This window comes from Streptomyces sp. SAS_270 (genome assembly GCF_052543295.1).
The window spans coordinates 34165-52817 of sequence record NZ_JBMNDS010000044.1; the positions used below are offsets into that span (position 1 = coordinate 34165).

An 18653-nucleotide genomic window follows, 5' to 3' on the forward strand; every position below is an offset into this window, starting at 1 on the left:
CGCCCGCACGGCTCAACCGCCCCTCAAGCTCAAGCTCAGTTGAGCATGGCTCGCGCGGCCTGGGCCTGCCCCCGCACCCGCTCGGCCGCGGGTTCGTCCACCGCCTCCACCACCTCGGCGTAGGAGTCGAACTCAGCGGCCCCGCCGAGGAAATCCCCGCACTGAACCAGCAGCTGAGCCCGCTCGTACCGCAGCCGAGCCGGATGCGACGGCAACAGCAGCGACAACTCGACCGCCCACAGGGCGACATCCGTACGCTCGGGCCGCGCCGCGGCCCACGCCCGGACGTTGTTGAGAATCCGCAGCACCACATCGAGCGGATCCGCCGGCGTGAGCATCGAAGGATCGAGCGGCGCCCCGGTGGCCCCGGCCACGAGCAACTCCGCGTCACCGCCGCTCAACAGGCGCCCCCCGGCGAAGGGGTCGGCCAGCACCTGCTGCTCCGGCGGACCGAAGCCGACGACGAAGTGCCCCGGCAGCGCGACCCCGTACACGGGCGCACCGGCCCGCCGCGCGACCTCCATCCACACCACGGACAGCAGGATGGGCAGCCCGCGCCGCCGCCGCAGCACCGCGTGCAGCAGCGAGGACTCCAGCCGCTGGTAGTCGGCGGGCGAACCGCGGAAGCCGTAGCGCTCACCGAGGAGTTCGGCGAGCGCGGTGGCCCAGGAGCGCGGGCCGCCGGGGCGGAACGGCAACTGCCCGGCCATCCCGTCCAGTTCGATCTGCGCCGCGTCGAGCCCCGCCTCGTCCAGCGCCCCGTCCGCCGCCGCCCCCAGCAGCAGGCACAGCAACGACAGATCGGGCCGCTCGGAGCGCGCCTCCTCGGCGAACCGCCGACGGCACTCGGCGGCCCGCTCGGGCTCCGGGGGAAGAGGTGGACGACGCATACCCGGCACGTGCCCTCTCACATCGATCGATACCGGTCGCCGCCGGGCGTCTGTGGCGGACGGCCACCGGATGCCTGCGGCGCACGGTAATGGTGGTACGTGTGATGCGCCCCGAACCCCATTCCGGAGTACAGCGCCCGCGCACCCGCGTTGTCCGACTCCACCTGGAGCCAGGCCGCCGAAGCGCCCTCGTCCAGGGCCCGCCGGGCCAGGGCGGCCATGACGGCGCCGGCCAGCCCGCGGCGGCGGTACGCCGGGTCGACCTCCACGGCCGCGAAACCGGCCCACCGCCCGTCCACCACACACCGCCCGATCGCGACCGGTGCGCCGCCCCCGTCGCCGGGCACGGACGCGAACCAGACCGAGGGCCCTCCCCCACTCTCGGCTTCGCTCGACCGGGGGGACCCCCCTGCGAGCACCCGCAACGCCACCTCGCCCAGCCCCTTGCGCTGGTAGCGGCCGAGCCACGCCTCGTCCGCCGTGCGGGACAGCACGACCTCGGGGGCCCCGCCGACATCCTTGTCCGCAAGGGGCGCGAGCGCGCCGATCCACAGCTCCGCCGTCACCTCACGCACCCAGCCGCGCGCCTCCAGCTCCGCGCACAGCAGCTCCTGCGTGCCCTCGGCCCCGGTGGCGGTCTGGATGTACGCGGGCAGACCACGGGCCGCGTACCAGTCCCGTACGGCGCCCAGCGCCTCGTCCAGCGGCAGGCCAGGGTCGCCGGTCGGCAGCACCGAATTGGCCCGGCGGGTGAACCCGGCGGCGGCGCGCAGCTCCCACGCGCCGAGCCGCTCGCTCTCCACCGGCTGCCACGCCCGCGCCGCGATCCGCGCGAGTTCCTCGTACGAGGCGGCGGGTCCCCGGCGGCGCGCCGGGGCGGACGGCACGATCTTGCCCGCGGCCAGCGTGGATTCCGCAATACGGACAACCTCGCCGGTGCGACGTGTGATCGTCAGCACACCGTCGTCCCATGATGTGAGAACTCCGACCGTGTCCGTGAACCTCTCACCCTTGACGGCATGTTCGTCATCTTGGTTCCATCGCCGCACTGAGACGCGTTTGCCCACGTCAGCGGTGGTGATTCGGACCTCAAGGCGGCCGGCCGCAGAGATTTCCACAGGTCAGTTCACCCCTCCTGTTCGGATCATGCCCCGGAACGGAGATACTAGGTGCGGGCATCGACGACGCCGCGCTCCCGCGCGCCAGGTGGCGGAGCCTGAAGACGGCTCGCCAGCGCCCTATCGAGGAGGAACGACAGCGTGACCTACGTCATCGCGCAGCCTTGTGTCGACGTCAAGGACAAGGCGTGCATCGAGGAGTGCCCGGTCGACTGCATCTACGAGGGCTCCCGGTCCTTGTACATCCACCCGGACGAATGCGTCGACTGCGGAGCCTGTGAGCCGGTCTGCCCGGTCGAGGCGATCTTCTACGAGGACGACACTCCGGAGGAGTGGAAGGACTACTACAAGGCGAACGTCGAGTTCTTCGACGAGCTGGGCTCGCCCGGCGGCGCCAGCAAGCTGGGCCTGATCGAGCGCGACCACCCCTTCGTCGCAGCGCTGCCGCCGCAGAACCAGTAAGCGGCCCGGTAAGCGCCCGCAACCGCGCCGCCTCGGTCCCGTACGGCCTGATCGCCATGATCGCCGTACGGGACCGAGGCGTTTCCCCAGGTGCCCGCGCAGAGCCCAGGCGCCCGAGCAGAAAGTGATCCCCGTGTCCGCAGTCTCCGACCGGCTTCCCACCTTCCCCTGGGACAAGCTGGAGCCCTACAAGGCGACGGCCGCCGCCCACCCCGACGGCATCGTCGACCTGTCCGTCGGCACTCCGGTCGACCCGGTCCCCGAGCTGGTCCAGAAGGCTCTGGTCGCCGCGGCCGACTCCCCGGGCTATCCGACCGTCTGGGGCACGCCGGAACTGCGGGACGCGATCACGGGCTGGGTCGAACGACGGCTCGGCGCACAGGGCATCACGCACCGCCACGTCCTGCCGATCGTCGGCTCCAAGGAACTGGTGGCCTGGCTCCCGACGCAGCTGGGCCTCGGCCCCGACGACACGGTGGCCTACCCGCGCCTGGCGTACCCGACGTACGAGGTCGGCGCCCGGCTGGCCCGCGCCGGCTACGTCGCCTACGACACGGAGACATTTGCGGCTGACCCCGCGGGCACCGAGCTGGACCCGGCCGGCCTGAAGCTCCTCTGGCTCAACTCGCCCTCGAACCCCACCGGACGCGTCCTGTCCAAGGCCGAGCTGACCCGGATCGTCGCCTGGGCCCGTGAGCACGGCATCCTGGTCTTCTCCGACGAGTGCTACCTCGAACTGGGCTGGGAGGCCGACCCGGTCTCGGTGCTGCACCCGGACGTGTGCGGCGGCTCGTACGAGGGCCTGGTGTCCGTCCACTCCCTGTCCAAGCGCTCCAACCTGGCGGGCTACCGCGCCGCGTTCCTCGCCGGTGACCCGGCGGTCCTGCGTGACCTCCTGGAGATCCGCAAGCACGGCGGCATGATGACCTCCGCGCCGACCCAGGCCGCGGTGGTGGCCGCCCTCGGCGACGACGCCCACGTCCGCGCCCAGCGCGAGCGCTACGCGGCCCGCCGCACCGCCCTGCGCGAGGCCCTCCTCGCCCACGGCTTCCGCATCGAACACAGCGAGGCGAGCCTCTACCTCTGGGCCACCCGCGACGAGTCCTGCTGGGACACGGTCGCCCACCTCGCCGACCTCGGCATCCTCGTGGCCCCGGGCGACTTCTACGGCCCGGCGGGCGACAGGTACGTACGCGTGGCCCTGACGGCAACGGACGAACGGGTAGCCGCGGCGGTACAGCGCCTGGCGTAGCCGCCACCGCTGTGGGCAAACAGCCAAGAACACCGGCGAGGGGTGCCCAGGGAACATCCCTGGGCACCCCTCCCCGCAACAAGCCGGGCGGACTAGCCGAGCGGCAGACCCTTCAGCGGCAGCTGCTCCGTCGGCAGCCCACCCTTGGTCACCGCATCCGTCGGAAGCCCACCCTTGGTCACCGCATCCGTCGGAAGCCCACCCTTCGTCGCGGTCGACGCCGTGTCGCCGAGCAGGCCGCCGGCCTGGCCCGCAGCGTCACCGGCCACCTTCTGCGCGGCCGGTGTCGCCGTCTTCGCTGCCTTGCCGCCGGTCTTGCCCGCGGCGGGCACCGTCTTCTTGACCGCCTTGCTGCCGGCGTCACCCGCGAGGCCGGTGGCGTTCTGGGCGGCACCGTCGACGGTGTTGCCGACCTGCGCCCCGTCCAGGGCGGTCAGGCCGCCGAGGTTGGGAGTGGCCGGCAGTTCGGTCGCCGCGCTGGCGGAGCCGGCCGCACCGACCCCGGCTGCCGCTCCCGCTGCGATGAGCAGCGCGGCACGGGCGATCCGGCGGGTCAGGGGGAGGGACATGATGCTCCTTAGACGGGAGAGAACGTGGTCGCGCCCGATTCCGGATGGTGATCGTCCGGGCTCGGACGCAGTGACTACCGCTCGAAGCCCGCGAAGGTTGCGGCGGGCCAACGTAAAGAGTTGGCAATGCGTCGCATTATCATCTGCGGATAAAAACGGGCATAAGGCGCCCGGTCAAAAAATCTGCCGAATCCTTACGGCCCTTTGTTTTCAAGGGATTCGACGGATGCGGGAGTGAGCGCGCGAAAAGCTGCACGCACCGCCGAACCGACAGGGCGTGGGTACTCCCGAAGAGTGACGACCCGTACTACTGCCCGGTGACGATTCGGACCACGGCGTCGGCCTTCGCGCCGCCGGACTTCCCGGGCGCGGCACTGCGCCACTCGCTGTCGGTGTTCCCGGCCGTCCACACCCGGCCCGCGTACGAGACCCGGACGATGTGCAGCGCCGAGGAGTTGGCCACGGCCCAGTGCGCCAGCTCCCAGCCGCGCTGGGCCAGCGTGGTCCCGGCCGTGGTCTGCGTGGGGACGGGGACGGTCACCGTGCGGTCCGAACCGCTGCCGTCCGACGGCGACGAGGGGCTCGGCGACGGGGACGCGGCGGCCCCGGCGCCCACTTCCTCGCCGGCCTCCTGCAGCACGTCGCGCCCGAAGTCCCGGACGAGCGCGGTGCGCACCGAGTCCGCGCCGCCGGTCCGGTCCGCGCCGGGCCGCCCGTCACAGGTCAGGGTGGCCGCCGCCCGGCCGGTCAGGGCCGCGGCGAGCAGCGTGGCGTCCGGCTCGTGCTTCGCGTACGCCTGCGGGTAGCCGCTGCGCTGCACGCGCTGCGCGGCGACCGTGAGCGGCAGCCGCGAGTACCCGGTCACCTTGGCGAGGTGCTCGTAGAAGACACCCGCCGCGTACGTCGGGTCCATGATCTGCTTCTTCGTGCCCCAGCCCTGCGAGGGTCGCTGCTGGAACAGGCCGAGCGAATCGCGGTCGCCGTGCCGGATGTTGCGCAGCCCGGACTCCTGGAGCGCGGTGGCGAGCGCGATGGTGACGGCGCGCTCGGGCATCCCGCGCGCGGTGCCGACCGCGGAGATCGCCGCCGCGTTCACCGCCTGCTCCGGAGAGAACTCGAACGACGCCCCGTCGCCCTTGCCGGAGACGACCTCGCAGCGTGGCGCACCGGTGCCGCCGGTGACGTACTGCACCGCGAGATAGCCCGCGAGGGCGAGCAGGACCACGACGGCCGCCCCGGAACGGAGGAGGCGGCCGCGCGGGAAGGAGGTGGGTGACGGCTCTGGCACGACGTACAAGGTACTGGAGGGTGCTGTCGGTGCCCCCGAGGCCTGTGGACAACCCTGGAAACCGGTCCCGCAGGCCCGGCGCGTTAGGGTCTGGGCCATGGCCGAAACCCCGCTTGACCTCACGCTGGACGCCGCGGAGCTCACCGCGCAGCTCGTCGACTTCCCCTCGGAGAGCGGCAGCGAGAAGCCGCTCGCGGACGCGATCGAGACGGCGCTGCGCGCCCTGCCGCACCTGACGGTGGACCGCTACGGCAACAACGTCGTGGCCCGTACGAACCTGGGCCGCGCCGAGCGTGTGATCCTCGCCGGGCACATCGACACCGTCCCGATCGCGGGCAACGTTCCCTCGCGTCTCGACGAGGACGGCATCCTGTGGGGCTGCGGCACCTGCGACATGAAGTCCGGCGTCGCGGTCCAGCTGCGCATCGCGGCCACGGTCCCCACGCCCAACCGGGACCTCACGTTCGTCTTCTATGACAACGAAGAGGTCGCCGGACACCTGAACGGCCTGAAGCATGTGGCCGAGGCCCACCCCGACTGGCTGGCGGGCGACTTCGCGGTCCTCCTGGAGCCGACCGACAACGAGGTGGAGGGCGGCTGTCAGGGCACCCTCAGGGTGTTCTTGAAGACCAAGGGGGAGCGGGCGCACTCCGCGCGCGCGTGGATGGGCTCCAACGCGATCCACGCGGCGGCCCCGATCCTGGCCAGGCTGGCCGCGTACGAGCCGCGCACGCCGGTCGTGGACGGCCTCCGCTTCCACGAGGGCCTCAACGCCGTGCGCATCGAGGGCGGCGTGGCCACCAACGTCATCCCCGACGCGTGCACCGTCGTCGTGAACTTCCGCTACGCACCCGACCGCAGCGAGGAGGAGGCGGAGGCCTTCGTGCGCGACTACTTCGCCGACTGCGGTGTGGAGGAGTTCGTCGTGGACGACCACACGGGCGCCGCCCGCCCCGGCCTGGACCACCCTGCCGCGGCGGCCTTCATGGCGGCCGTCGGCGGCCAGGCCCGGCCCAAGTTCGGCTGGACGGACGTCGCCCGCTTCAGCGCGCTCGGGGTGCCCGCGGTGAACTACAGCCCCGGCGACCCGCTCCTCGCCCACAAGGTCGACGAGCGCGTCCGGGCGTCGCTGATCCCACAGGCCGAGGAGAAGCTGCGGTCCTGGCTGACGTCCTGACCCCGGTGTCCCGGACGGCGGTTCATGGCGGACATGCTCACGTCCCCCCTCCGTAACCCGCGTAGATCTACGCTGGGAAGGAACCATCGCCGAGCGGAGGGAGCGCACATGGCTACCGGAGACCCCGAGGGCTCGCAGCAGCCACCGGAGGAGCAGCGTCTCGGCCCCGTCCTGCGCAGGCGGGACCAGGTGCAGGCGAGCACCACCGACCAGCGCCTGCTGGACGCAGGCGGCCCCTCCGACTGGGTGCACACCGACCCCTGGCGGGTCCTGCGCATCCAGTCGGAGTTCATCGAGGGCTTCGGCACCCTCGCCGAACTCCCGCCCGCGATCAGCGTGTTCGGCTCGGCCCGCACACCGGTGGACTCCCCGGAGTACGAGGCGGGCGTGCAGCTCGGGCGCGGCCTGGTGGAGGCCGGCTTCGCCGTCATCACCGGAGGCGGCCCGGGCGCCATGGAGGCCGCCAACAAGGGCGCCTGCGAGGCGAAGGGCGTCTCCGTCGGCCTCGGCATCGAGCTCCCCTTCGAGCAGGGCCTCAACCCGTACGTCGACATCGGCCTCAACTTCCGGTACTTCTTCGTCCGCAAGATGATGTTCGTCAAGTACGCGCAGGGTTTCGTCGTCCTGCCCGGCGGCCTCGGCACCCTCGACGAACTCTTCGAGGCCCTCACCCTCGTCCAGACCCAGAAGGTCACCCGCTTCCCGATCGTCCTCTTCGGCACGGAGTACTGGAGCGGCCTGGTCGACTGGCTCAGAAACACCCTCATCGCCCAGGGCAAGGCCTCGGAGAAGGACCTCCTCCTGTTCCACCTGACGGACGACGTGGACGAGGCGGTGGCGCTGGTGTCGAAGGAGGCGGGCAGGTAGAGGGAGGCTTTCAGCCCGTCCGGCGTTTGCGGACGGCCAGCCATCCCGATCCCCCACCCACCCGCTGAGGGCGGGTGTTCAGCCCGTCCGGCGTTTGAGGACGAGCGCGAAGCGCGACAGGGGGGAGAGGGGGCGAAGCCCCCAGGAGGACGGGACGGGAAGGGGCGGAGGGGGCGAAAAAACTCCGTACCCCCCGTCCACACCCCCTAGGCGAGCCCGCGCCGGGCAACCGCCGGAGGCCGGTGCCCGGCGATGGACGCGACCATGTCGAGCACCTGCCGGGTCTCCGCGACCTCGTGCACCCGGTACACCTGCGCCCCCAGCCACGCCGACACGGCGGTCGTCGCGAGCGTCCCCACCACCCGCTCCTTGACCGGCTTGTCCAACGTCTCGCCCACGAAGTCCTTGTTGGACAGGGACACCAGCACCGGCCACCCCGTCCCGACCATCTCGCCCAGCCGCCGCGTCGCCTCAAGACTGTGCCGCGTGTTCTTCCCGAAGTCGTGCCCGGGATCGATCATCACGGACTCCCGGGGCACCCCGAGCGAGACGGCCCGCTCGGCGAGTTGGAGGGTGACGCGCAGGATGTCGGCCATGACGTCGTCGTACGTCACCCGGTGCGGGCGCGTACGCGGCTCGGATTCCCCCGCGTGCGTGCACACCAGCCCCACCCGGTACCGCGCGGCGACCTCCGCCAGCCGCGGATCGACCCCTCCCCAGGCGTCGTTGAGGAGATCGGCACCGGCCTCGCACACGGCCTCGCCGACCTCGTGACGCCAGGTGTCGACGCTGATGACCACGTCGGGGAAGCGGCGCCGCACCTCGGCGACGAAGCCGACCGTCCGCCGCGCCTCCTCCTCGGCGGTCACCTCCTCGCCGGGACCGGCCTTGACCCCGCCGATGTCGATGATGGCGGCGCCCTCGGCCACCGCCTGCTCCACGCGCGCGAGGGCGGGCTCGTCGCGGAAGGTGGCTCCCTGGTCGTAGAAGGAGTCGGGGGTCCGGTTCACGATCGCCATGATCACCGGCTCGTGTGCGCCGAATTCACGCCTGCCCAGCCTGAGCATCCCCTGTGACCTCTCCTAGTACGTGCAGCTGATGGGCCGCCTGCGACCCTAACTGTCAGACTCGCATGGCACGATCGGACCCTGACACATTCGACACCGAGCACATCGAGCGTGGGGACCCTCAGCGATGTTCATGTTCTTGTTCCTGGTCGTCGCGCTCGCCGTCGTGGTCGCCGCGGTGACCCTGGCCGTGGTCGGCGGCGGCGAGAGCGCGCCCCTGCCCGAGGTGGCGTCCGAGCGGCTCGACGATCCGCTGCCCGAGGACCGGCCGGTCAACCGCGCGGACGTGGACAACCTGCGCTTCCCGCTGGCCGCGCGCGGCTACCGCATGACGGACGTCGACGACGCGCTCGGCCGGCTCGGCGCCGAGATCGCCGAGCGGGACGACCGGATCGCCGACCTGGAGGCCGCGCTCGCCGGCTCCAGGGCGACCACCGCGCCCTCGCTGGACAAGCGCGGGGAGCACACGGAGGACGAGCACCGGTGACCGACGCTCTCGCGGGCCCGGACGGCGCGCTGCGCTGCCCCTGGGCCCTGTCGACCGAGGACTACGTGTCGTACCACGACGAGGAGTGGGGCCGCCCGGTCCACGGCGACGACGCGCTGTACGAGCGGTTGTGCCTGGAGGCCTTCCAGTCGGGCCTGTCGTGGATCACGATCCTGCGCCGCCGCCCGGGCTTCCGGATCGCCTTCGCCGACTTCAAGATCGCCTCGGTGGCGGCCTTCACGGACGCCGACAAGGAGCGCCTCCTCGCCGACGCGGGCATCATCCGCAACCGCGCCAAGATCGAGGCGACGATGGCCAACGCCCGCGCGCTGGCCGAGTGGGCGCCGGGCGAACTGGACGAGCTGATCTGGTCCTTCGCCCCCGACCCGGCCGGGCGCCCGGCACCGAAGTCCCTCGCGGACGTCCCCGCGGTGACCGACGAGTCGACCGCGCTCTCCAAGGCGCTGAAGAAGCGCGGCATCCGCTTCGTCGGCCCGACCACGGCGTACGCCCTGATGCAGGCGTGCGGCCTGGTCGACGACCACCTCACGGACTGCGTGGCCCGAGGAGGCCGCTGACCCCGGCCACTAGCGCCCCAGGTACTTCGGCTTCTCCTTGTTGACGAAGGCCTGCACCGCGATCAGGTGGTCCTCCGAGGCGCCCGCCCGGCTCTGCAGCTCGTCCTCCTTCTCCAAGGAGTCCTCCAGGGAGTGCGAGAGGGCGTAGGCGAGCGACTCCTTGAGCGCGGCGTAGGCGAGGGTCGGGCCCTCGGCCAGCGCACGGGCCACCTTCGCGCCCTCGGCCGCCAGCTCCGCGGAGGGCACGAGCCGGTTGGCGATGCCCAGGTCGTAGGCCTCCTGGGCGGTGATGCTGCGCGGGAAGAGCAGCAGGTCGGCGGCGCGGCTCGGGCCGATCACCCGCGGCAGCGTCCAGGAGATGCCCGAGTCGGCGGTCAGCGCGACCCCGGCGAACGAGGTGTTGAACGACGCCGTGTCCGCGACGATCCGGTAGTCCGCGGCGAGCGCGAAACCGAAGCCGGCCCCGGCCGCGACGCCGTTCACCGCCGCCACCACCGGCTTCGCCGCACCGGTCAGAGCCCGCACGATCGGGTTGTAGTGCTCCTGCACCGTGCTCATGACCCCCTCGCCCGCGCCCGACTCACGCGCCGCGAGCAGCCCGCCGACGTGCTCCTTGAGGTCCTGCCCGACACAGAAGGCCCGGTCACCGGCGGCGGTCAGCAGTACAGCCCGCACCGAGTCGTCGGCCGCGGCCGCCATCGCCGCGTCCCGGAAGGCGACCTTCGTCTCGACGTTCATCGCGTTCATCGCCTCGGGGCGGTTCAGCGTGATCGTCGCGAGCCCGTCGCTCACCTCGTAGAGCACGGTGTCGGCCATGGTGGGTCCCCTCCGGTGTCGCGGCTCCGTCGTACCCGTCGGTACGTCGTCGGTCTGAGGACAGCATGGCGGAGATCACGGCGCGTGGCGGGGGCGGGACATGTGACCTGCGTCAAAGAAATCCGGGTCTCGGAAGTCCGGGCGGCGGCGAAGTATCGCAGTCACATCGCCGAATTGAGTGGTTTTGCTCAAGCGCGTTGCGCAAGCGATGCCGACTGATGTTGGTCATCGGGTCCTGAGATGCGGGATAATGGCCTGGAAGCAATGTGTTCGATGCCGGTGACGTGTGTCCTACGAGGGGACGTGCGTGCCCTTCAAGGGGCCGTCGGCGACGATGAGCTGGTTTCAGGAAGGGGAACGAGCATGGCGGCCATGAAGCCGCGGACGGGCGATGGCCCGCTCGAGGTGACAAAGGAGGGGCGGGGCATCGTCATGCGCGTTCCGCTCGAAGGCGGCGGTCGGCTCGTCGTCGAGCTGACCCCTGACGAGGCCGACGCGCTCGGCGACGCCCTCAAGAAGGTCGTCGGCTGACGCGGAACGCGACCATACCTCTTCAGCTGCCCCGGCATCCTCATCGATGCCGGGGCGCTGTCGTTCCCGAAGCCGCCAGGGACGTACGACTGAGGTATTCTTGCAGGTCAGAGCCGTGTGAGGTGGGTCGGTACGCGGACCCTGGGGGCCTTTCTCAGCGCTTGACCGCGCACAGCAGACCGTCGCCCACCGGCAGCAGCGAGGGCACCAGCTCCTGGCTCTCGCGCACCGCGCGCAGCAGTTCGCGCAGCCTTCCGACCTCGGCGGGCTGGGGTCCCGAGTCGACCGTGCGGCCGTCCGCGAAGACACCTTCGAAGACCACGAGCCCGCCCGGGCGCAGCAGGCGCAACGATTCAGCGAGGTAGTCCAGGCACTCCAGACGGTCGCCGTCGCAGAAGACCAGGTCGTATCCGGCGTCCGCGAGGCGGGGCAGTACGTCCAGCGCGCGGCCGGGGATGAAGCGGGCGCGATTGCTGGCGAAACCGGCGGCGCGGAAGGCCTGGCGGGCGAACTGCTGGCGCTCCGGCTCCGGATCCACGGTGGTCAGTACCCCGTCCGGCCGCATGCCGTGCAGCAGATGAATCCCGGATACGCCGGTCCCGGTCCCGATCTCCGCCACAGCCTTGGCGTCCACCGTCGCGGCGAGCAACCGCAGCGCGGCGCCCGTGCCGGGCGACACCGAGGGCAGCCCTGCCTCGCGGGCCCGGTCCCGGGCCCAGCGCAGTGCTTCGTCCTCGGCGACAAAGGCGTCGGCGAACGCCCAGCTCGTCTGCCGGTTGCCGGTAATGACCCTCTCCTGTCCCCGCGGTTGCCTGGGCGTGACTGTATCCGTTGGCGCCGGGAACCCGCAGATGGGACCGGGCGTTTAGAGGGGTGGGGACGGCAGCTGGGAAATCACTGCGGAATCAACCGGGGGGAAGCGGATGGATGAGGACGGCGAGCAGGTGCTGACGCGGGTGCGGGAGCGCACATCAAATTCTCGTAAAACCGCTTATCCGGAGCTAACGGGCGAGGTGGCTATGGTAGGGGCTCCACTGGACACCACCAGAGCCGACAGGGGAGGTGCGGCTGCGCCTGTGGATCGGGGAGGAGTGCTGCGGCGCTTTCTCAGATCGGCGGGTGAGCCGAAATCCGTGATCAACACTGCTGACAAGTTCCATGCTGCTGCCGAGACGCAGACCGCGACGTTCACCACCGACGCGGAGTCGCAGGCGTGGACTCCGCCCACCTGGGAGGAGATCGTCAGCACGCACAGCGGCCGGGTCTACCGGCTCGCCTACCGCCTGACGGGCAACCAGCACGACGCCGAGGACCTGACCCAGGAAGTCTTCGTCCGGGTCTTCCGCTCGCTGTCCACGTACACGCCGGGCACCTTCGAGGGCTGGCTGCACCGCATCACCACCAACCTCTTCCTCGACATGGTCCGCCGCAAGCAGCGCATCCGCTTCGACGCCCTGGGCGACGACGCCGCCGAGCGCCTGCCCAGCCGCGAGCCCTCCCCGCAGCAGGTCTTCAACGACGCGCACTTCGACGCGGACGTCCAGCAGGCGCTGGACACCCTCGCGCCCGAGTTCCGCGCCGCGGTCGTCCTCTGCGACATCGAGGGGCTGTCCTACGAGGAGATCGCCGCGACCCTGGGCGTCAAGCTCGGCACGGTTCGCAGCCGGATCCACCGCGGTCGTTCCCAGCTGCGCAAGGCCCTCGCGCACCGGTCCCCCGAGGCCCGCGCCGAGCGCCGCACGTTCGCTGTCCCGGGAATTCCCGCGCTGGGAGGAGGGGGCGCGACCGCGTGAGTGGATCACGTCCTACGCCGGCAGAACAGCACCTGGGAGACCGACTCTCCGCCCTGGTGGACGGAGAGCTCGGTCATGAGTCGCGCGACCGCGTCCTGGCACACCTCGCCACCTGCGCCAAATGCAAGGCAGAGGCGGACGCGCAGCGACGACTGAAGAGCGTCTTCGCGGAAATGGCCCCGCCACCGCCCTCCGAGAGCTTCCTGGCCCGTCTCCAGGGGCTCCCCGGAGGTGGTGACCCGGGCGACGACTCCGCGCTGGGCGGGGGAGGCTTCGGCGGAAGACTCCCCTCCGGCTCCGGCACCACCGGAATCTTCGGGGTAAGAGGCGAACCCTTCGGTTACGTGCCGTCGGCGCCGCACACGGGCGTGCTGCCGCCCGCCGCGCAGCGCGGTTTCCGCATCCATGAGGTCAACCGCCACGAAACCGAGCGGTCGGCCTCGCGCGGGCTGCGGTTCGCCTTCGCCGCCGCCGGTGCGGTGTCGCTGGCCGCCGTCGCGCTCGGCGGGGTGTCGGCCGGGGTTCCGACGGACACCGCGGACGCGCGCAGCGGCTCGGGCGCCGGAAGCAATGTGACACCGGCGCGCACCCCGGGCACCGGAGCCGCGACGCCCGACTCGCAGCGCCGCCGTTCCGTGGGGCCGCTGCTCGCCCAGGGTCAGCGCGGGCTCGGCGAGGCCAGGGTGGCGCCGACCGAGGTGTCCGCGCCGCTGCTGCCCGGAGTCCCCGCTCCGGCAGACCAGGTGCGGGCCGCCGCGCTGACCACACCCGTGGTGGCCGGAGCCGCCGCCATGACCCCGCTCATACGCCAGCTCACGGCCCCCGAACCGGCCGAGCTGACCGCCTGGTCGACGGCACCCGACGTCACCACTCCGGGCCTGCTCGCCGCCCCGGCGCCCACCTCGTCCCCCTCTTCCTCCCCGTCCCCCTCCTCCCGTACCGTCCGCTGACCCCAGCACTGCGCGACGGCCCGTGAACCTGGTTGAATCCAGGGTGGGCCGCGTCCGCCGGAGGGATCCCGGGCGCGGAGTCGACAATCTGCGGTGACCGTCGGCGAGTTGTGTCGCGGGCCAGGTGTGGGGAGAACATGAACGAGGGGAAGCCCACGAAGGCGAAGTGGTGGAGCCGGCCGCGGCCGCACGGCGCGGGGACCGACACCACCGCGGTGGCCGACGGCACCGGCGAGGGCGACTCCGGGGGCGATTACGAACTGGACGGCCCCGCGCCGAGCCCGGCCCCGGCGGCGAGCGGCGTTCCGTCCGGCGTGGGAGCCGACGGCGACCTCGGCGGCGGTGACTTCAGCGGCGACTTCGAGCTGGATGCTCCGGTTGCGGCCGCAGTGCCGGCCCCAGCTCCGTCTTCAGCTCCAGCTCCGTCTCCAGCTTCGGAGTCGGCTTCGGATTCGGCTTCCGTGGCGGTTTCCGACGCGGTGCCGCCCGGCTGGGCGGAAGCCGACGCGAGCCCGGACCGGCCCAAGCCGCTGCACGCCCCCGACCCGTACGGCACCCCGCCGTACGGCGAGCCCGGCCCGTGGGCGCCGGCCCCGCCGGTCCAGCACCCGGCGACGGGCACCCCCGCGCAGGGCACCCCCGTCCCGCAGGAGCCCCCGGCCCAGGCCGCGCCCCTGCCGCAACCGCTCGCGACCCCGGGACCGGTGCCCCTGCCGCACCCCCCCGCGGCACCGATACCGGCGCCCCTGGCATCCCCTGCACCCCCGGCCGCGGGGGCCCCCTGGCAGAACTACGACCCATGGGCGGCGCCCGGCCCGCTCCAGCAGACCGGGGCGGCTGTCGAGAGCACGACGCAACGGCGTAAGCGGACGAAGAAGGCGCTGGTCCTCGGGGCGCTGGTCCTCGCGCTCGTCTCCGGAGGCGTCGGCGGCGGCGTGGGCGCCTATCTGGAGCGCAACGGCGGGCTCGGTGACGTGGAGCTGCCGCAGGCCGATGCCGAGGCCCAGGGACGGGCTCCGGACAGCGTGGCGGGCATCGCGGCCCGCGCGCTGCCCAGCGTCGTCACCCTGCATGTGCGCGGGACGGACGCCGAGGGCACCGGCACCGGGTTCGTGCTCGACACCCAGGGCCACATCCTCACCAACAACCACGTGGTCGAACCGGCCGGCACCGGCGGCCAGATATCCGTGTCCTTCAGCGGCGGCGAGACCGCCAAGGCCACCGTCGTCGGGCGCGACAGCGGGTACGACCTCGCCGTCGTCAGGGTCACCGGCGTCAGCGGACTCAAGCCGCTGCCGCTCGGCAACTCCGACAACGTCCGGGTCGGCGACCCCGTCGTCGCGATCGGCGCGCCCTTCGACCTCGCCAACACCGTCACCTCCGGCATCATCAGCGCCAAGGAGCGGCCCATCACCGCGGGCGGCGAGGGCGCGAGCGGCAGCGACGTGTCGTACGTCGACGCCCTGCAGACCGACGCCCCGATCAACCCCGGCAACTCCGGCGGACCGCTGCTCGACTCCAAAGCCCGGGTCATCGGCATCAACAGCGCCATCCGCTCCGCCGACAGCGGCTCCGGCACGGACGGCGGCCAGGCCGGTTCCATCGGGCTCGGCTTCGCCATCCCGGTGAACCAGGCCAAGCGCGTCGCCGAGGAGCTGATCAACACCGGCAAGGCCACCCACCCGGTGATCGGGGTGACGCTCGACATGGACTATACGGGCGACGGCGCCCGCGTAGGCGTCAAGGGCAACGACGGAGGCTCCCCGGTCACCTCGGGCGGCCCCGGCGACAAGGCGGGCATCCAGTCGGGCGACGTCATCACCGAGGTCGACGGCCAGCGTGTCCACTCCGGCGAGGAACTCATCGTCAAGACCCGCGCCCACCGCCCCGGCGACCACCTGGAACTGACCCTCAAGAGGGACGGCGCGGAGAAGAAGGTCACCCTCGTCCTCGGTTCCGCCGGCGGCAGCTGACCCGCAGCGACTGACATGAACTTCACAGCCGGACGCCCGAATCCGGCCCTGAACGGCAAACATCGCGGAAAACCGGCCGTGTACACGCACCCGGAAGCCTCTGGACAGTTCCGGACGGACGGGATGGCCGGGTACCGTGGACCCGGCCCGGACCACGGAAGACCAGGACCACCCGAGGGCCGAGGACCGAGGACATCGCAAGGAGCTTCAGGTGTTCAATGACATAGGACCGCTCGAGCTGGTGACGCTCGTCGTCCTCGCTGTGCTCGTCTTCGGTCCCGACAAGCTTCCGAAGATGATCCAGGACGTCACGCGCACCATCCGCAAGATCCGCGAGTTCTCGGAGAGCGCGAAGGCCGACATCCGCGATGAGCTGGGCCCCGAGTTCAAGGACTTCGACTTCGAGGACCTGAACCCCAAGACGTTCCTGCGCAAGCAGCTGGACAACGACGACCTGGGTCTCAAGGAGATCCGCAACGGCTTCGACCTGAAGAAGGAGATGGCCGAGGTCGCGGACGCGGTCCACGGCCGCGAGTCGGAGTCCTCCACGCCGTCGCTGCCGTCCTCCTCTTCGCCCTCGTCCTCCTCCGGCGGCGCCGTCGACATGACGAAGAAGCCCGAGAAGCCCGAGCCGGACGACCGCCCGCCCTTCGACGCGGACGCGACGTGACATGAGCCACGCCGTCTGAGCCGTCGGCGCCATCGCCGTACGCGCACCTCAGAAGGGTTGCGACAAGGGCCGGACGCGGCCGGAACCCGACGTGTACGCGACCCACCCGCACACCGGTTTCCCTGCTGCTCGCAGCGGTGTGGCTATGCTGCCCAGTTGTTGTGCGGACCGACAGGACGCCCGAGGGGGGCGGGCCGCTCCGGTCCGACGAGAACGAGGAGGCGTCCGGCAGATGGAGACGACAAGTCGGGTAGGCGCACAGGCGCCGGCCGCGGAGGGCGGACAACAGGTCCCCTCCGCCCGGCGCACGGTCGACGGCTACCTGCTGGCGCCCTTCCCGTGGTACGGCCTCGACGAGGCCTTCACGGGACCGCGCTGGCTGATGCAGGTGGGTACCTCGGCGGACGGCGCCGTCGAGCACGGTTCGATCGGGCACGGCGACGAGCCCTCCGTCCGCAGCGAGTCGACGGCGGAGGACAAGGAGCGCTTCGCGGTCGTCGTCACCGTCGCGGCCAACCCCGTGCGGCGCAGCGCGGACGGCACCGGTCTCCTGGAGGCCACCTCGGTGTCCTCCGCGGCCTGGCTGGCGGGCGTGGGGCTGCTGTCCTTCACCTGGCCCGGCCAGATGGACCACACCCTGCGCGACGACTGGCTCGACCAGCAGACGGAGACGGCATGGGTCCTGGCGGACGACCTGACCGGTTCCGACTGGTCCACGCTGTCGCTCCCCGTGGACGGAGTGCCGACCCCCTTCCACTACCGCGAGTCCGAGTTCGGCTGGGTCCTCGCGGGCTCCACCCAGGAAGGCGTCCACGTGGGCGCGTACGGGCGGGGCATGAGCGCATACGGGCTGGCCTTCGCGATGGTCAAGGACATCGGGTCGTACGCGTAGGCGAGCGGTAGCGGTACGACGATGGGGGGCGCCGTCCGGACCGGACGGCGCCCCCCATCGTCGTACAGGAAGCGCTGGAACCTGCCGCGAGAGCCCTAGAACTTGTTCCGCGGCGTGATGCCCAGCGACATGCCCGACAGGCCGCGCTGGCGCCCTCCCAGCTTGCCCGCGATGGCGCGCAGTGCGGAGCCCGCGGGGGAGTCGGGGTCGCTCAGGACGACCGGCTTGCCCTCGTCGCCGCCCTCGCGCAGGCGGACGTCGATCGGGATGGAGCCGAGGACGGGGACGTTCGCGCCCGTCGTCCGGGTGAGGCCGTCGGCGACCGACTGGCCGCCGCCCGTGCCGAAGACGTCGACCATCTCGCCGCAGTGCGGGCACGGGAGGCCCGCCATGTTCTCGACGACGCCGACGATCTTCTGGTGGGTCTGCACCGCGATGGAGCCGGCCCGCTCGGCGACCTCGGCCGCCGCCTGCTGAGGCGTCGTGACGACGAGGATCTCCGCGTTCGGGACGAGCTGCGCGACTGAGATCGCGATGTCGCCGGTGCCCGGCGGCAGGTCCAGCAGCAACACGTCCAGGTCGCCCCAGTACACGTCCGCCAGGAACTGCTGGAGGGCGCGGTGCAGCATCGGGCCGCGCCACACGACCGGGGCGTTGCCCGGGGTGAACATACCGATGGAGATGACCTTCACGCCGTTCGCGGACGGCGGCATGATCATGTTCTCGACCTGGGTGGGCTTGCCGTCGGCGCCCAGCATGCGGGGCACGGAGTGGCCGTAGATGTCGGCGTCGACGACGCCCACCTTGAGGCCGTCCGCGGCCATCGCCGCCGCCAGGTTCACCGTCACCGAGGACTTGCCCACGCCGCCCTTGCCGGACGCCACCGCGTACACGCGGGTCAGCGAGCCCGGCTTGGCGAAGGGGACCTCGCGCTCGGCCTGGCCGCCGCGCAGCGCGGACGCCAGCTCGCGGCGCTGCTCGTCGCTCATCACGTCCAGCGTGACGTCGACGCGCGTGACGCCGTCCACCGCCGAGACCGCCTCCGTCACGTTCTTCGTGATGGTCTCGCGCATCGGGCAGCCGGAGACGGTGAGGTAGACGGTGACCGCGACCGCTCCGTCCGCACCGATCTCCACCGATTTGACCATCCCCAGCTCGGTGATAGGTCGCTGGATCTCGGGGTCGTTCACCGTCGCCAGTGCTTCACGCACCGCGTCTTCCGTAGCCATAGTGACGATGGTACGGCGCCCCCCAGGTGCCTCGGAAAGCCCAA

20 protein-coding genes are annotated in these 18653 nt (G+C 71.7%); 12 read left to right on the forward strand and 8 right to left on the reverse strand.

The window, feature by feature from the left end:
• Nucleotides 1–35: 35 nt before the first annotated feature.
• Nucleotides 36–890 carry a transglutaminase-like domain-containing protein gene (locus ACN6LB_RS26485; RefSeq protein ID WP_356148952.1) on the reverse strand — a complete coding sequence of 285 codons (855 nt, stop codon included), beginning with the start codon at nt 888–890 and terminating at the stop codon, nt 36–38.
• A gap of 17 nt (nt 891–907) precedes the next feature.
• Nucleotides 908–2008, reverse strand: coding sequence for a GNAT family N-acetyltransferase (locus ACN6LB_RS26490; RefSeq protein WP_445028109.1), 1101 nt, complete (start codon nt 2006–2008; stop codon nt 908–910).
• A 141-nt stretch (nt 2009–2149) separates the two neighbouring features.
• Here ACN6LB_RS26490 and fdxA point away from each other — a divergent pair, with 141 nt between their 5' ends.
• On the forward strand, nt 2150–2470 hold the full coding sequence (fdxA, locus tag ACN6LB_RS26495; RefSeq protein WP_019058397.1) for a ferredoxin: 321 nt from the start codon (nt 2150–2152) through the stop codon (nt 2468–2470).
• 133 nt (nt 2471–2603) lie between these two features.
• Complete coding sequence (locus ACN6LB_RS26500; protein WP_356148958.1) at nt 2604–3722, forward strand: bifunctional succinyldiaminopimelate transaminase/glutamate-prephenate aminotransferase; 1119 nt, start codon at nt 2604–2606, stop codon at nt 3720–3722.
• Nucleotides 3723–3814: 92 nt separating this feature from the next.
• Here the strand turns inward: ACN6LB_RS26500 and ACN6LB_RS26505 are convergent, their stop codons facing one another.
• On the reverse strand, nt 3815–4291 hold the full coding sequence (locus ACN6LB_RS26505; RefSeq protein WP_445028110.1) for an ATP-binding protein: 477 nt from the start codon (nt 4289–4291) through the stop codon (nt 3815–3817).
• 307 nt (nt 4292–4598) lie between these two features.
• On the reverse strand, nt 4599–5579 hold the full coding sequence (locus tag ACN6LB_RS26510; RefSeq protein ID WP_445028111.1) for a heavy metal transporter: 981 nt from the start codon (nt 5577–5579) through the stop codon (nt 4599–4601).
• A gap of 97 nt (nt 5580–5676) precedes the next feature.
• Here ACN6LB_RS26510 and dapE point away from each other — a divergent pair, with 97 nt between their 5' ends.
• Nucleotides 5677–6756, forward strand: a complete 1080-nt coding sequence (gene dapE, locus ACN6LB_RS26515; RefSeq protein ID WP_445028112.1) for a succinyl-diaminopimelate desuccinylase — start codon at nt 5677–5679, stop codon at nt 6754–6756.
• Between the two features lie 108 nt (nt 6757–6864).
• Nucleotides 6865–7623: an LOG family protein gene (locus ACN6LB_RS26520; protein ID WP_445028113.1), complete on the forward strand. Its 759-nt coding sequence runs from the start codon at nt 6865–6867 to the stop codon at nt 7621–7623.
• 206 nt (nt 7624–7829) lie between these two features.
• Here the strand turns inward: ACN6LB_RS26520 and folP are convergent, their stop codons facing one another.
• Nucleotides 7830–8690: a dihydropteroate synthase gene (folP, locus tag ACN6LB_RS26525; RefSeq protein WP_356149137.1), complete on the reverse strand. Its 861-nt coding sequence runs from the start codon at nt 8688–8690 to the stop codon at nt 7830–7832.
• A 127-nt stretch (nt 8691–8817) separates the two neighbouring features.
• Between folP and ACN6LB_RS26530 the strand changes: the two genes are divergently transcribed.
• Both ACN6LB_RS26530 and ACN6LB_RS26535 read left to right on the forward strand, forming a co-directional pair.
• Nucleotides 8818–9177: a DivIVA domain-containing protein gene (locus ACN6LB_RS26530; protein ID WP_445028114.1), complete on the forward strand. Its 360-nt coding sequence runs from the start codon at nt 8818–8820 to the stop codon at nt 9175–9177.
• The gene (locus tag ACN6LB_RS26535; RefSeq protein ID WP_445028115.1) at nt 9174–9755 is read left to right on the forward strand and encodes a DNA-3-methyladenine glycosylase I; all 582 of its coding nucleotides are present in this window, start codon (nt 9174–9176) and stop codon (nt 9753–9755) included. The genes ACN6LB_RS26530 and ACN6LB_RS26535 overlap by 4 nt, the downstream gene beginning before the upstream one ends.
• Nucleotides 9756–9764: 9 nt before the next feature.
• Here ACN6LB_RS26535 and chcB read toward each other — a convergent pair whose 3' ends face one another.
• Nucleotides 9765–10571 carry a 2-cyclohexenylcarbonyl CoA isomerase gene (chcB, locus tag ACN6LB_RS26540; protein WP_356148931.1) on the reverse strand — a complete coding sequence of 269 codons (807 nt, stop codon included), beginning with the start codon at nt 10569–10571 and terminating at the stop codon, nt 9765–9767.
• A 363-nt stretch (nt 10572–10934) separates the two neighbouring features.
• Here chcB and ACN6LB_RS26545 point away from each other — a divergent pair, with 363 nt between their 5' ends.
• On the forward strand, nt 10935–11102 hold the full coding sequence (locus ACN6LB_RS26545) for a DUF3117 domain-containing protein (protein WP_003966491.1): 168 nt from the start codon (nt 10935–10937) through the stop codon (nt 11100–11102).
• Nucleotides 11103–11256: 154 nt separating this feature from the next.
• Here ACN6LB_RS26545 and ACN6LB_RS26550 read toward each other — a convergent pair whose 3' ends face one another.
• Nucleotides 11257–11955 carry an O-methyltransferase gene (locus tag ACN6LB_RS26550; RefSeq protein ID WP_356148937.1) on the reverse strand — a complete coding sequence of 233 codons (699 nt, stop codon included), beginning with the start codon at nt 11953–11955 and terminating at the stop codon, nt 11257–11259.
• A 238-nt stretch (nt 11956–12193) separates the two neighbouring features.
• On the opposite strand from ACN6LB_RS26550, the gene sigE reads away from it, so the two are divergent.
• From sigE to ACN6LB_RS26575, 5 genes are all read left to right on the forward strand, one after another.
• Nucleotides 12194–12895, forward strand: coding sequence for an RNA polymerase sigma factor SigE (gene sigE / locus ACN6LB_RS26555; RefSeq protein ID WP_356148934.1), 702 nt, complete (start codon nt 12194–12196; stop codon nt 12893–12895).
• Nucleotides 12892–13845 carry an anti-sigma factor family protein gene (locus ACN6LB_RS26560; protein WP_445028116.1) on the forward strand — a complete coding sequence of 318 codons (954 nt, stop codon included), beginning with the start codon at nt 12892–12894 and terminating at the stop codon, nt 13843–13845. Before sigE ends, ACN6LB_RS26560 begins: the two co-directional genes overlap by 4 nt.
• Before the next feature lie 137 nt (nt 13846–13982).
• Nucleotides 13983–15818, forward strand: a complete 1836-nt coding sequence (locus tag ACN6LB_RS26565) for a trypsin-like peptidase domain-containing protein (protein WP_445028117.1) — start codon at nt 13983–13985, stop codon at nt 15816–15818.
• 211 nt (nt 15819–16029) lie between these two features.
• Complete coding sequence (locus ACN6LB_RS26570) at nt 16030–16488, forward strand: sec-independent translocase (protein ID WP_445028118.1); 459 nt, start codon at nt 16030–16032, stop codon at nt 16486–16488.
• 232 nt (nt 16489–16720) lie between these two features.
• Complete coding sequence (locus tag ACN6LB_RS26575) at nt 16721–17380, forward strand: hypothetical protein (RefSeq protein WP_356148918.1); 660 nt, start codon at nt 16721–16723, stop codon at nt 17378–17380.
• Nucleotides 17381–17475: 95 nt separating this feature from the next.
• On the opposite strand, the gene ACN6LB_RS26580 is transcribed toward ACN6LB_RS26575, so the two are convergent.
• Nucleotides 17476–18609 (reverse strand): Mrp/NBP35 family ATP-binding protein, encoded by a 1134-nt coding sequence (locus ACN6LB_RS26580; RefSeq protein WP_445028119.1) that lies wholly within the window; start codon nt 18607–18609, stop codon nt 17476–17478.
• Nucleotides 18610–18653: the final 44 nt, after the last annotated feature.

What these genes read in the sequence shown, in the direction of transcription:
- ACN6LB_RS26485 (WP_356148952.1), bottom strand. Translation starts at nt 890, where the DNA reads ATGCGTCGTCCACCTCTTCCCCCGGAGCCCGAGCGGGCCGCCGAGTGC.
- ACN6LB_RS26505 (WP_445028110.1), bottom strand. Translation starts at nt 4,291, where the DNA reads ATGTCCCTCCCCCTGACCCGCCGGATCGCCCGTGCCGCGCTGCTCATC.
- dapE (WP_445028112.1), top strand. Translation starts at nt 5,677, where the DNA reads ATGGCCGAAACCCCGCTTGACCTCACGCTGGACGCCGCGGAGCTCACC.
- ACN6LB_RS26520 (WP_445028113.1), top strand. Translation starts at nt 6,865, where the DNA reads ATGGCTACCGGAGACCCCGAGGGCTCGCAGCAGCCACCGGAGGAGCAG.
- folP (WP_356149137.1), bottom strand. Translation starts at nt 8,690, where the DNA reads ATGCTCAGGCTGGGCAGGCGTGAATTCGGCGCACACGAGCCGGTGATC.
- ACN6LB_RS26530 (WP_445028114.1), top strand. Translation starts at nt 8,818, where the DNA reads ATGTTCATGTTCTTGTTCCTGGTCGTCGCGCTCGCCGTCGTGGTCGCC.
- chcB (WP_356148931.1), bottom strand. Translation starts at nt 10,571, where the DNA reads ATGGCCGACACCGTGCTCTACGAGGTGAGCGACGGGCTCGCGACGATC.
- ACN6LB_RS26545 (WP_003966491.1), top strand. Translation starts at nt 10,935, where the DNA reads ATGGCGGCCATGAAGCCGCGGACGGGCGATGGCCCGCTCGAGGTGACA.
- ACN6LB_RS26565 (WP_445028117.1), top strand. Translation starts at nt 13,983, where the DNA reads ATGAACGAGGGGAAGCCCACGAAGGCGAAGTGGTGGAGCCGGCCGCGG.
- ACN6LB_RS26575 (WP_356148918.1), top strand. Translation starts at nt 16,721, where the DNA reads ATGGAGACGACAAGTCGGGTAGGCGCACAGGCGCCGGCCGCGGAGGGC.
- ACN6LB_RS26580 (WP_445028119.1), bottom strand. Translation starts at nt 18,609, where the DNA reads ATGGCTACGGAAGACGCGGTGCGTGAAGCACTGGCGACGGTGAACGAC.